The following is a 13387-nucleotide window of genomic DNA, read 5'->3' on the forward strand; positions in this document are numbered from 1 at the left end:
GTTTTTGTTGAGTATTTAAGATGTCCAACCTCAACATTCAAAATTCGTTGTTCAACATTCCTTGTTCAAGTCTTTCTCTAAAAATAGTGCCATTCGTTATTGAATTTTGAATATTCAACTTGGAACAACGAACAATGAAGTTTAGTAGAAATTTACCTAATTAAGCACTTTCCCTTTTACCTAAAAATCCCGTAAAACTACGCTATTCTATTGATTGTGAATTGATTTACTTTGATAGACCTATTTTAAACCAACACCACCATGGAAAATCAAAATCAATTCAACGGACTCGATACGTTCGAACACGTAGTCGTACTCATGCTCGAAAACCGCTCCTTCGATAATCTTCTAGGCTATTTATATGCTAAAGATGAAGTGCCAAATGGCAAAAAATTCGAAGGTCTCAATACTGGTAATTACTCCAATCCAGTTCCGCCACGCGCCGATGGTTACAACGAACATCCGACCATCGCGGTATCAACTGCTACCGATTATTCGGTTCCGTTTCCCGATCCCGGTGAAGAATACCAACACGTCAATACCCAACTCTTCAATCAAATCATTCCCGATAGTAATTTGGGTGTCGAACAGCAAAATATGGTTTTTCCCTTCAATTTGCCCACTCCAGTTCCATCACCCACTATGAACGGTTTCATAAACGATTACGAAAGCAATCTGCGTGCTACGTATGCTGATGGTTCTGTTCCAACCTATGACCAATACAAAGGTATAATGGAATGCTTCCAACCCGATCAAATTCCGGCCATGACTACGCTAGCCAAACAATTTGCTGTTTTTGATCATTGGTTTTGTTCGGTTCCGAGTCAAACCTATTGCAACCGAGCGTTTTGGCACGCCGCGAGCTCGGCCGGAAAAGTCATCAATCCGCTCGAAGAAAACGGAAGCGGTTTTCCAGGTATCGATGGAGATATCACTGGGATGGCTTCTTGGATAAAAGACGTTTGGCCGTTGCCCACACTTTTTGATCGTATGTCCGAAAAAGACGTTTCGTGGAAAGTCTACGCGCCCATTTATCCGCTGAGTTTAACCGAAATCATCCACGGTTATTCGTTAAAACATCCGTTTCACACGCACGAATATTCGCGTTTTGCAGAAGATTTACAAAACGGAACCTTACCGCAATATTCTTTTGTAGAACCGCAATTTCTGTTCAAACACAACGACCAACATCCATCGGCGTACAAACATGAACTCGCTCTAGGAACGGTTTATTTGGGAGAAGAATTGATTTTCGAAGTGTACAACGCTATTAAGAATAGTGCGTACAGAGACAAAATACTTTTTATCATTACCCATGACGAACACGGCGGTTGTTACGATCATTTTCCACCGCCATCGGGAGCTGTTCCACCTGAACCCGGAATGGTAGGACAATGCGATTTTGGTTTCGACCGATTGGGCGTTCGCGTACCGATGATCATGATATCGTCGTACATTCAGCCGAACACCATTATCAACGAGCAATTTGATCATACTTCGTTCATTAAAACCGTTTGTCAAAAGTGGAATTTAGATTCGTTAACTGATCGCGATGCCGCTGCACAACCGTTCACTTCGGTTTTTTCATCGCAAATGCGCACCGATTGGCCCGATTTACAATTAGCTGCCATTCCAACCACCGATGTCGAAACCAACCAAACCGACGATCCATTAAATTGCCTTCAAAAAGCCATGCTCACTAGTTTGCTTCACTTAGAAAAAGTACACGGATTAGGAGATACAGCATCATCCGACATTAAAACTATTGGAGATATGATGGAGTTTATCAAGAGATTTGGATAAAAAGGTAAATCATCTTCACTAAAAGTTTAGAAATAAAAAAACCGTAACTAGATATTACGGTTTTTTTATTTCAATATTCAACATTCCAAGTTGAATGTTGAATATTCAATGTTGAACAACGAATTTTGAATTAGGTTACTTCTTCACTACAGGCGGATACTGCGCCAAAATTTTACTCACAAATTCGTTGATGTTTTCATCTTTTTTCTCGGCTTTTTTGGTTAAAACACCTTCGCCAATTCCTTGCCAAATGAGTTCTTTCTTTTTGTTGTCGATAAAGTCAATGGTCAACGTTCCTTCGGTGTAGCGGTAAACTGAAGTGTTGCCGCCCCACATCCAAGGGTTCCAACCCCAACCCCAGCCGTAACCCCAACCAGCATTAAATTGGTTCACGTCTACTTGTTCTCTTTCTTTAGTAAAAAAGTTAATCAGTAAATCGGGATTAGTATCACTTTTTGTAAATCCTTTGGCAGCCATGGCCTCATCAATCGAGCGTAGAATCCGTCTTTTGTCCAAATCGGAAATCTCTACTTTATCAATGCCACTTTTGTGGTAGGCGTAGGTTTTATAACCGTCAAACGACGCATTTTTGTCGTAATCCGAATTCACTCTTACCGAACTGCACGAAGCGAGTACGAAGAGTAGGAGTAGTGGAATAAATTTGAGTGTCTTTTTCATATGTAAAGTATTAGAATATTAGACATTTTAGATTTTTAGAATGTTAGATTCTTTTTGTGATAGATAAATAAACGGAAACTAAAGTCTAATAGTCTTACTGTCTAATGATCTAAAAATCCAACAATCCGTCATCTACTACATTAGGGATGGTTACTTTCAACAAAGGTTGCGTCGCCATCGCTCTTTTTATGGCAAAAATAGCGCCTTCGTTTCGAGCCCAGCTACGACGTGAAATTCCGTTGTTCACATCCCAGAAAAGCATTGATTCTAAGCGTCTTGATGCTTCTTTAGTACCATCAAGAACCATACCAAATCCGCCATTAATTACTTCACCCCAACCAACGCCACCACCATTGTGAATAGATACCCAAGTAGCGCCTCTAAAACTGTCACCAATCACATTGTGTATTGCCATATCGGCAGTGAAACGAGAACCGTCATATATGTTTGAGGTTTCTCTGTATGGCGAATCGGTTCCGGAAACATCGTGGTGATCACGGCCTAAAATCACATAACCAATTTCACCTCTGGCAATTGCTTGGTTGAACGCTTCGGCTATTTTGATTCGGCCTTCGGCATCGGCATACAAAATGCGAGCTTGTGAACCAACTACTAGTTTATTTTCTTGTGCGCCTTTAATCCACTGAATGTTATCGGCCATTTGTTGTTGGATTTCTTCGGGAGCGGTTTTCATCATTTCTTCCAAAACGTCGCAAGCGATTTGATCTGTTTTGGCTAAATCTTCGGGTTTTCCCGAGGCACAAACCCAACGGAAAGGACCAAATCCGTAGTCAAAACACATTGGTCCCATAATATCTTGTACGTAACTTGGGTATTTGAATTCTCTTCCTAAAGTTGGATGATCGTTCATTACATCGGCGCCAGCACGAGAAGATTCTAATAAAAAGGCGTTTCCATAATCAAAGAAATAGGTTCCTTTGGCGGTGTGTTTGTTTATGGCTGCCGCATGACGACGCAGTGTTTTTTGAACTTCTTCTTTAAATTTTTCGGGATTATTCGCCATCATTTCGTTCGATTCTTCAAATGAATAACCCATTGGGTAATAACCTCCAGCCCACGGATTGTGGAGCGAAGTTTGGTCCGAACCCAAATCAATGTGCAGGTTTTCTTGATCGAAACGTTCCCAAACGTCTACTACGTTACCGAGGTAGGCAATGGAAACGACTTCGCTGTTGGCTAAAGCTGTTTTCACTCTTGGAACCAAATGGTCGATGTTGTCTATAACTTCATTAATCCAGCCTTGCGAATGACGAATATGCGTGATTTTTGGATTCACTTCGGCACAAACGGTAACACAGCCTGCAATGTTACCAGCTTTGGGTTGTGCGCCACTCATTCCGCCCAGTCCAGAAGTAACAAATAAGCCACCTTTTGGCGATTTTTTTATTTTTCTAAATCCGTTTAAAACGGTGATGGTAGTTCCGTGTACGATTCCTTGCGGACCGATGTACATATAACTTCCTGCCGTCATTTGTCCGTATTGCGATACGCCTAAAGCGTTCATTTTTTCCCAATCGTCGGGTTTGGAGTAGTTAGGAATTACCATTCCGTTGGTTACGACTACTCTTGGTGCTTCTTTGTGGGATGGAAATAAACCCATCGGATGGCCAGAATACATTACCAAGGTTTGCCCATCGGTCATTTGTGCCAAGTACTGCATGGTCAAAAGATACTGTGCCCAGTTTTGAAAAACCGCTCCGTTTCCACCGTAAGTAATCAGTTCGTGCGGATGTTGTGCAACGGCATAATCCAAATTGTTTTGAATCATGAGCATGATGGCTTTGGCTTGTTCGCTTTTGCCTGGATATTCTGAAATGGGTCGAGCGTACATGCGGTAATCCGGACGAAGACGGTACATATAAATGCGACCGTAGGTTTCGAGTTCGGCTTTGAATTCGGGAATCAATTCGGCGTGGTGTTGCGGTTCAAAATAGCGTAAAGCATTTTTGAGTGCGAGTATTTTTTCTTCGTTGGTTAGAATTTCTTTGCGTTTGGGCGCGTGATTGATGTCGGCTTCGTACGGTTTTGGTTGTGGTAAAACCTGCGGAATTCCTTGAAGTATTTGTTCTTGAAAAGTCATTTTTTTGGATTGTAAGATTGTGAGACTATATGATTTTAAGTTTTGCTTTCAGTTTTTAGCTCTCTGCTTTCAGCTGTCTGCCTCTGCCTTCTGCCTTCTAAAATTAGTGTGGTAAAGTTACAGAGATTTTTAATTTATTTCTAATTTTCTATAGTACTACTGACTGCGTTAGGGATTGAGCAATTGTTTGAGCTCTTTTTGCGCAACGCAGAGGAGCAAAAAAGCGAGTGCGAAAGCCCGCCCGCCTTTTTCGGCGGGAACGCCACACTTCGATACTTCCTTCGTCAGTACAAGCGTAGCTCAGTGTGACAAATCTATTTATTAATTACTTAGGTACTCAGTTACTTTTTCTTTATTTCTCCTGTTTTTTTATCGAATCCGTACGGGCAATGACGGCAACCGCTTTTGCAACAATAGCCGCGTTTGAGGTGGTATTTCTCGGTAAAACAACGGTAACCTTCGGGTGTGAGATAGTAATCTTCGCCTTCGACTAAATTATTTGGATCGATTTTTTCATTCATAGCTACAAAATTAGCAACTTTGCGAGATATGATATTGATTGTTTTTAAATATTTAACACCGCGCGGATTTAGAGGGTTGACTTTTTATCCGTTTGTGTTTATTGCAACTAAAAGCGATAGATTGAATAAGGTATTTATCAATCATGAGCGGATTCATCTGCGACAGCAATTGGAATTATTAATTGTTCCGTTTTATTTATGGTATGGAATTGAGTTTGGCATTCGATTAATACAGTACAGAAACCGCAGAGAAGCCTATTATAACATATCGTTTGAGCGGGAAGCCTATGGAAATGAAAAAGACCTTCACTACTTAAAGCAAAGGTCTTTTTGGAAGTTTATATCTTATTTGAAGTCTTAGTTTTTGGGTTTTTCTAAAGGAACAGCGGTTCCGTATTTTCCATTTCCGAGTTTTACTTTTCCAGCGTTAGGTCCGGCTGGAATGATGTCGCCCACATTCACTAAATCTTCAGGATTGTAATTGTACACTTCATAATCGGAAGGCCAACGGAAAACCGTTCTACCGTCTTGAGGATCATTGGCTGCTTTAGCTGCGATAGGCTCTCGCTCTTTTTTCATGTATTTTGGTCCGGGCGCTTGAGGAAAACGGCCTTCGCCATAATTCGTTTTTGGTTTTGCGACCAGTTGGTATTGTAGTTTCCCAGAATGAGTTCCACCGTTTAATTCTAAAAGTTCTACCGAGTTTTGAGTTTGATTCATAATTGTAATTCCGTTGAAATAAGGCATACCTACAGGAGTACAGATTACGCGCAACGGATTTTCATCATCAACAACGATAATGTCTGCTAAAATAGGATCAATGATAATAGTGGCTTTACCATTAACCATTTCGACTGTGCCGTAGTCTTGGTACCAGTACTCTGGAGATTCTGGGCAAGTTAGCGTTACTCGGCCGTGGTTTTGAGTTGGGACGATTTCAGATACAGTACCCGTTCCAATGATCTTTCTTGCGGTAACACCACCGTTTGGACTACCGCCTACGTAGGCGTAAGCACTACTTACACCACCATACGACAAACCTTCAAAAGCACCTCCAAAACGGTAAGTCGCATTGCTATAGGCAGTTCCAAATACACCAAATGAATCTTGATTTTGAGCATCGGCAATTGCATTTACACCTACTGTAAATCCTGGATTTCCGGCAGTTGTACCTCTTGAACTGTAGGCATTTAATGCACTTTGAGCACCTCCTAGAGTGGCTGAAGTAACATTAAGCTGATTATAAGATGCGCTAGGGTTGTAAGTTGTTGAAGCGTTATCTACATAGTTGTAATTGGCCATCCATACGTTAGAATAATTGATGTTGGCGGCTACAGTAGCTGCACCGGTTGACTGTGCAAAAACGCTAGTATAACCTGCTGCAGGATTATTAGCATAGACTCCAGCTCCAAGTACAGTTTGTGGTGGAGTACCCAAAGAAAAGTTAGTTTCTCTTCCTAAGATAGCTCCAACATTGGTTGAATGACCATAAACAGCATCGCCAGCACCACTATCAACCTCTAATTTATAGGAGGATGGAGCGATATTAATACCAACATTACCTATGTTGTTGATGTTTACTCTTTGAAAACCTCCTGTTGAAAAGTTTAAGTTATCTGCTGCAGAGCTGAACATACCTGTGTTTGGATCGGATTGCCATGAATAAGAAGGCAATGCTCCTGTGCCTAGTGAATACGATTGCAACTGACCATTATTGGCATTAGAAATATTCCAACGGTCAGTATTGTTGGTTCTAAAGCGAATGTCTTGGGCATCTGTAGTTCCCAAAAAATTCGTACCAGCGGTTGTTCCAGTGTTTCCTGTTAATGACCAGTTGGTGTTCATTCCAGTTGAGATTTTTTCCCAAACACCTAAGTTGTTAAAGAAATAAAAGCCTACAGAAGTTACATTTATGGTAGTTCCAGTTGCAGTTCCCGAAGCAATATCGTTAACGTAAATTAAAGTTGATGTTGGTGTTGCAGCCATGCTTTGTGCTCTTTGTCTGCTTACTCTCGGAATTAGTATTCCGTCTACATTAGTTGAAGCTCCTGTTGGATTCGCCGCAACAATGTCTAGGGTTGAAGCTGGTGCATTAGTTCCAATACCTACTTGCGACCATGCAAAGTCAAGGCAACTTAGCAGAAGAAAACCTGCGAATAGATGTTTACTTTTCATTTTCATTTTTTTTAATTAGAGTCAATCAATATGAATCAGTTCAAAGTTCAGAATTACAATTGATTAGAGGAATAAATATCGGTACAAAGCGTAATTTAACGACAAAATGCATGAGATTAAAAGGTTTGTTCTTTGTGACTACTACTTGTGGATAGCAATTGTGTTTTGAATATTATATAGAGTTTTTCAAGTAACTACTTTGATTATAAATGTTCACATAGCTTTTTTGAATTTATTTTTAAGTTGGTAAGTTGTATTATTGCTTGTAGAAGTAACTAATAATTCATACTAAAGTCGAGGGTTGTACAATTAACAAAAAGACCTTTACTAGCTAAAGCAAAGGTCTTTTCGGAAGGTTTTGTTGTATGTACGAACTTAATAGATTATTTTTTTGTGGGTTATTGCTCCACTTTCTGTTTTGATTTTCAATACTAATGTGGTATCGTTTTTCATTAGATTTTTGATGATAAACTCAGTAGCGTTTACGTTTTTGTATTCGGCTAATTTTCTTCCTAAAATATCATAAACGATAATTGAATCGAGTAATTCATTGCTTGAATGAATGTTGATGTTGGTGTTTGTGGCAACATTTACGGTGTTTGCATTGAATTCGGAATTGCCTAAAGTGGCCGAAACGTATTTTAGTATGAAACGATTTTCAAAATTACCCGATTCAGAAGAGAAGCTGTAAGGTTCTTGACGCAAATCGTGATCAATATTTAAAAGTGTGTCTTCCAAATAAATGTTTTGTGAACTATCAGCGAATAAACCATCGGCAGTTAGAATTCCAATCGAATAATTTCCTGCAGTTGGAGTTGTTACGCCAATTGTGACTTGGTCGTTTTGATCAAAAGGCATTGGTCGACCTTGGATAATCATTGGTTTTTCAATCATCGAATAAATACCAACTGCATTTCCGGGTTTGTGCGTCGAATCGAAATTGCGGTCTTTTTCGAGAGAGGCACCAACGGCATAACCAACAAGCGAAGTAGCCGTTTCATTAGCCGCATTTTCTATGGTAAGCCAAATTCTGTTTTTATCGGAATCACTGTCCATCATGGAAGTTCGGTAAAACTGACTGTTGTCGTACAATCCGTTTCTCATACCGTTATTGAATACCACTGTTGATGGAGTGGGAGCGCTGTGGTTCATTTGTACAAAGAACGCTTGTCCAGCACCAATTTTGCCCATAAATCCTGGTGGTGTTGATCCTAAAGAATTGTAGGTAATGTAATCATTTATCGAATAATTATAAGTGTAATCTCCGTAAAAAGGATCTACATAAGCTGCGCTAATTGATAAGCCGTGAGTCCACAGTCTAATGGTTCCATCGATGTTCAGATTGGAACTGATGAACGTATTGGCGTCAATTGCCGATGGATATGGGTTTCCGATTAGGTTCCAATTGTCGTCTTCGGCAGTTGCAGTTCCGCCAGGAGAAGGATACGAAGAGGTTCTAGTTCCTCTTGAAATAGGTGTAGTTAAATTACCGTTATTTGGAACTCCAGTAAAGGTCACTTGATGACTGGTTGGTGTTCCTGTAGCAGTATTTGGTGCTCTAACAATGTAACCTCTTCCGACTGTCATGTTTTCGTTGCCGTTTACCCAAATTCCGTAATCGGTTCCGTTATGAGTTGGATTCCATTTCCATATCAAACCAGTTGATGTTGTAGGGAAAATGGCGCTCGATGCGAAACTGGTGACAGGTGATGACCAATAAACATAATCGTACAATTTGATATCAGTGTTTCGGTACATAGTTATGTTTCCTGAATTGGCAATTCCGGGGTTGTTTATCTGAACTAAACTTGCGTTGTCGTTGATGTTAAAGGTTCCGCTAGGTAATACTGTAACCTGATTTGTTACAGTAACAGAATTACCTGATAAAACAGTTAAAGTAGCTCCGTTTAAAACAGTTAGTGTTCCTGCTAAACCAACATAGCTGCTACCTGAAACAATAGGATTGTTGGGAGTTACTGGAATCATAACACAATCTAAACCTGTTGGAATTCCGCTTGGTGTCCAGTTATTGTTTTTATTCCAATCGGAGTCAACAGAACCGTTCCAGGTTTTGTTTCCTACTACTGTTACTGTGGCTTCATCAGTTTCGGTGATTGTTCTTCCTGAACAAATGGTGTAAGTCACTTCGGCGGTATACGTTGTGGTTGAGGCTGGACAAACAGTTATTACATCTCCTGTGCCAACAACTGGTCCAAAAATACCTGAACCTTCGTGCCACGTAACTGTAGTAGCAGGAGCACCACTTGGTACAAATCGCCATGCTTCATTAGTCACTGTCCAGTCTGGATCTAGTCCATTTCGATTAGGAGGTACTACTGCTTGTGTTCCATTTCCATTTTGAATTCCGATGATTGCATTTCCACCATTCCATGATGAACATACATTCTTTTCTTGAACATACACTTCAATAACATTGGTGTTTTCATACAATACCATCATTCCGGAATAGAGTATTGAGTTACAACTGCTTGAGAACATAGGAATGTCATCCCATGCAGCTACTAAAGCTCTACAGCCTGTATTTAGAGTGATTAATTCCCATCCTACTTCACCACCAACACTTGGGTCGATATCATGATATACTCCAAAAATTGTATTTCTAAATAAGGAAGCATTTGGTAAATTACTTGCAAATGACCATGGATTGTATCCGCCTGGAGTATTATTGGTTAAGTCGAAAGTTAAAACTCCGTTCGAACCAATTAAACATTGCGTGTAATTGTTGCCATAAAAACAAAATTGAAAAGGTAAGTTTATGGTTGTTGACCAAATGTCATCAACATTAATACTTACTGGATTTCTCAAACAATTAAATTGATAAGGTGGACTGTAAGGGATGGATTGTACGTTATAACTTGTGCTTTGAAATATCGGGGTATAAGTCGCTTCTAAGTCGACACAAGAAGAACTTAGGCAAGCGTTTACTGGGCTAGGGTCAGCACCCGATAGGCTTAGTCCACCAGCGATAACGCCAGGACATCCTAGAGTTGTTGTTCCAGTTCCACTTCCTAACGAACAGTTAGGTGTAGTAAAACTTATCGGTCCAATCCAAACTCCTTGGCCTAATCCGCCGCCGCAATTTGAACGTACCCAAATGTAATAGGTAGTTCCACCAGTTAATCCTGTTAAATTAACAGAAGTTACTCCAGCACCAACCGAACCTGTGGCGATTGCTGATGAACTTGGAGTTAAATTTGAAGTTGATAAATAATACTGATAACCATTTGCTGGAGGTGTGCCTGGTTCAATCCAACTGATTGTTGCAGTGGTTTGTGAAGATATAAAAGCACTAATTGATGAAGGGTTTCCTGAACAAGGTAGTGGAGGAAGTACTGTGAATGTGTAATCCTCAGTTTCGCCACTTGAAATAGATCCACACGCAGTTGGGTTTGTAGAAAGATAATTGGCTACTATTCTCATTCTGTGATTTCCTAAACTTGCTCCTGCCGGAACAGTAATTGTGCCTGATGCAGATGTTACGTAAGCTCCACTCGCGTATACTAGTTCGCCTGCATCATTAAAATCTAAATCGTTATTCCAATCAATCCAAATATTGAATCCATAACTGTAAAATCCGTCGTAAAAAACAGCTGAAAATGTTACAGAAGCTGAATTGATTTGGCTTACGGTTTGGCCAGTGAAATTTCCGTAACCAGAAGGAGAATATCCTGAACCATTGTTAGCAATGTTGTTTGATCCGCCTGAAGTTGAAAAATTATTGATGTAGTAAAACGAACTTGAAGACGTTGATGAACAATAACCCGTTATAAAAGAAACTACTACTGTCCATGGGCTAAAGTCAACTCCGTTACAATTATTTCTAACATAAACATAGTATACAGTGTCAGGTGATAACCCTGTCAAATTTACCGTAGTTACACCTGCGGCAGTACTTCCTGTTGGTGGAGTTGAAGAATTTGGCGTTGCTGGGTTTGTTGTGACAATGTATTGGTAACCATTTGCAGGAGCAGGTGTTGATGCAGTCCAATTCACTGTTGCTGATGTTTGAGTAATTGCTGAAATAGTTACTGCAGTTGGAATTCCTGGGCAAGCAGCAGCTGTTACATTTACAGTATAATCTTCTGTCTCACCACTTGAAATAGAGCCACATGAAGTTGGGTTTGTAGAAAGATAATTGGCTACGATTCTCATTCTATGATTTCCCGCACTGGCTCCCGAAGGAACAACAAAACTTCCTGTTGCGCCAGTTACATAGCCACCAGACGCGTATACTTTTTCTCCAGCATCATCAAAGTCCAAGTCATTATTCCAATCTACCCAAATATTGAATCCGTAAGTGTAAAATCCGTCAAAGAAATTGGTTGTGAAGTTGATGGTTCCATTGTTTTGTTGTGTTACGACCATTCCGGTAAAATTGCCATAGCCGCCAGCAGAATATCCAGAACCATTATTGGTGATGTTGGTTGTTCCTCCAGCTGTCGAAAAGTTTGCTATGTAATAAGTTGATGAAGTGGAAGTGGAAGGACAATACCCTGTTGTAAAAACTATGTAAGGTGTCCAAGCGCTGTAATTACTGCCTCCACAATCACTTCTAACAAAAACATAATAAGTGGTATTTGCAATTAATCCAGTTAAATTCACACTTGTTAAGCCAGTTGGTGTCCCTGCACCACCAGGAGTAGTGTTGCTTGTTGATACTACGTATTGGTAACCATTACTTGGAATAGATGTTGGAGCATTCCAGCTTATAGTTGCAGTAGTTAATGTTATGTTTGAAGCAGCATTAAGAGTTGGGGATACGCAACTTGGAGCTGAAGCACAAATGCCAAATGTACCATTACCATCATTACCATATTCCCAAACTCTGATGTAAATTGTTTCTCCTGGAATCAAAGTGGTCATTGATATGTATGACATTGCGCCATTCGCGCTATCGTCATCATCACATTCTAATAAAGTCAAACTGCCGCAACTTCCTCTGTAAAAAGCAAGTCCGCTATCAGTAATTCCACCAGATTGCATATCAACATTTAAAATTCCTGTTGGTGGGACAACCGCGCTGAACCATACGTCGCCACCGCTATAGAATGCACAACCTGGAGCAGGAATACCAGTGCTTGCTGTTGCGTTAGCATTTGTGTAATTAGCATAACTACAAGTAGTATTTACGGTCAAGGGTATTGCGTTAATGCATTCGTCATTTACAGGTGTTGCAGGAGCAGGAGTACATGATCTGGATATTGTAAAAGTTCCCGTTGTAGTACTTCCAGCCAACCAATGTGCAATGTATACGTAGTATGTTGTTCCATTGGTTGTTATGAATGTTGCAGACTCTGGTGAAGTGTCAGTGCAGACAATATTGGAAAAAGAACCACAAGCCGATCCAGTTACTACAGATAGTTTTATATCAAAAGCAGGATTTGTTGTTATAGTAGTTTGTTGACCATCACCTACAAACGAATACCAAACACCGTAATCAGACATAGAACATCCTGTTCCGTTAGCGGTTGCCCCAGTTGTGTTTACAGTAGTGCCTGCTAAGTTAGTTGCTCCGCATGGTAGTGAAGTTGCTGTGGCACAAGTTGAGTTACTTGGCGGTATAGGAGCAGTAACACATAAGCTAGTGAGTGTTAAGTTACCATTGCTTCCAACGTTAACAACTTTGATGTAATAAATTCCATTAGTTAGAGTAGCTGATATTGTTTCTGTTTGTGTTCCATTTGTAGTTGTAGCATTTGCGCAGTTGATTTGAGTTAAACCAGTGCAAGAACTTGTTGAAGAAAGTAATTGCAAATAAATGTTACGATTGTTCCCTACTCCCGTTATAGTTACATTTATTGGTCCACCAGTAACAGTAAAAGTATACCATCCTTCTCTGTTAAATGTTCCTGCACAAGTTCCTATTAATGGGGCATCTTGCGTTGTATCAGTAATTGTTCCTGAATCACAAGCTCCATTTATTGATATGGATTCAGCTGTAGCACAACTTGTGCCTTGAGCAAAAAAATGAGTAGTAAAAAATAATAATACAGGCAAAATAAAATTGCGAGTTTTCTTAGGTGTGAAAATATTCAAAAAGAGGGTTGAAAGTATAGTTTTATTCATTTTGCGGGGAATTTGTCTATCA

General features: G+C 40.0%; 6 protein-coding genes. 1 reads left to right on the forward strand and 5 read right to left on the reverse strand.

Going from position 1 to position 13387, the window contains the following annotated elements; genetic code table 11:
- Positions 1–261: 261 nt before the first annotated feature.
- The gene (locus VK161_RS08255; RefSeq protein ID WP_324214302.1) at positions 262–1803 is read left to right on the forward strand and encodes an alkaline phosphatase family protein; all 1542 of its coding nucleotides are present in this window, start codon (positions 262–264) and stop codon (positions 1801–1803) included.
- A gap of 135 nt (positions 1804–1938) precedes the next feature.
- Here VK161_RS08255 and VK161_RS08260 read toward each other — a convergent pair whose 3' ends face one another.
- The 5 genes from VK161_RS08260 to VK161_RS08280 all read right to left on the reverse strand — a co-directional run bounded on the left by VK161_RS08260 (position 1939) and on the right by VK161_RS08280 (position 13365).
- Entirely contained in the window at positions 1939–2481 is a 543-nt protein-coding gene (locus tag VK161_RS08260; RefSeq protein WP_324214303.1) for a DUF4136 domain-containing protein, read from the reverse strand.
- A gap of 109 nt (positions 2482–2590) precedes the next feature.
- Positions 2591–4582 carry a urocanate hydratase gene (locus tag VK161_RS08265; RefSeq protein WP_324214304.1) on the reverse strand — a complete coding sequence of 664 codons (1992 nt, stop codon included), beginning with the start codon at positions 4580–4582 and terminating at the stop codon, positions 2591–2593.
- Between the two features lie 341 nt (positions 4583–4923).
- The gene (locus VK161_RS08270) at positions 4924–5103 is read right to left on the reverse strand and encodes a DUF5522 domain-containing protein (RefSeq protein ID WP_324214305.1); all 180 of its coding nucleotides are present in this window, start codon (positions 5101–5103) and stop codon (positions 4924–4926) included.
- A 357-nt stretch (positions 5104–5460) separates the two neighbouring features.
- Entirely contained in the window at positions 5461–7278 is a 1818-nt protein-coding gene (locus VK161_RS08275; RefSeq protein ID WP_324214306.1) for a hypothetical protein, read from the reverse strand.
- Positions 7279–7653: 375 nt separating this feature from the next.
- On the reverse strand, positions 7654–13365 hold the full coding sequence (locus VK161_RS08280) for a GEVED domain-containing protein (protein ID WP_324214307.1): 5712 nt from the start codon (positions 13363–13365) through the stop codon (positions 7654–7656).
- Between the last annotated feature and the right edge of the window lie 22 nt (positions 13366–13387).

The sequence above is a fragment of the Flavobacterium sp. genome, assembly GCF_035299245.1.
In the GTDB taxonomy this organism is placed as follows: Bacteria; Bacteroidota; Bacteroidia; order Flavobacteriales; family Flavobacteriaceae; genus Flavobacterium.

What these genes read in the sequence shown, in the direction of transcription:
- VK161_RS08270 (WP_324214305.1), bottom strand. Translation starts at nt 5,103, where the DNA reads ATGAATGAAAAAATCGATCCAAATAATTTAGTCGAAGGCGAAGATTAC.
- VK161_RS08265 (WP_324214304.1), bottom strand. Translation starts at nt 4,582, where the DNA reads ATGACTTTTCAAGAACAAATACTTCAAGGAATTCCGCAGGTTTTACCA.
- VK161_RS08255 (WP_324214302.1), top strand. Translation starts at nt 262, where the DNA reads ATGGAAAATCAAAATCAATTCAACGGACTCGATACGTTCGAACACGTA.
- VK161_RS08280 (WP_324214307.1), bottom strand. Translation starts at nt 13,365, where the DNA reads ATGAATAAAACTATACTTTCAACCCTCTTTTTGAATATTTTCACACCT.
- VK161_RS08275 (WP_324214306.1), bottom strand. Translation starts at nt 7,278, where the DNA reads ATGAAAAGTAAACATCTATTCGCAGGTTTTCTTCTGCTAAGTTGCCTT.
- VK161_RS08260 (WP_324214303.1), bottom strand. Translation starts at nt 2,481, where the DNA reads ATGAAAAAGACACTCAAATTTATTCCACTACTCCTACTCTTCGTACTC.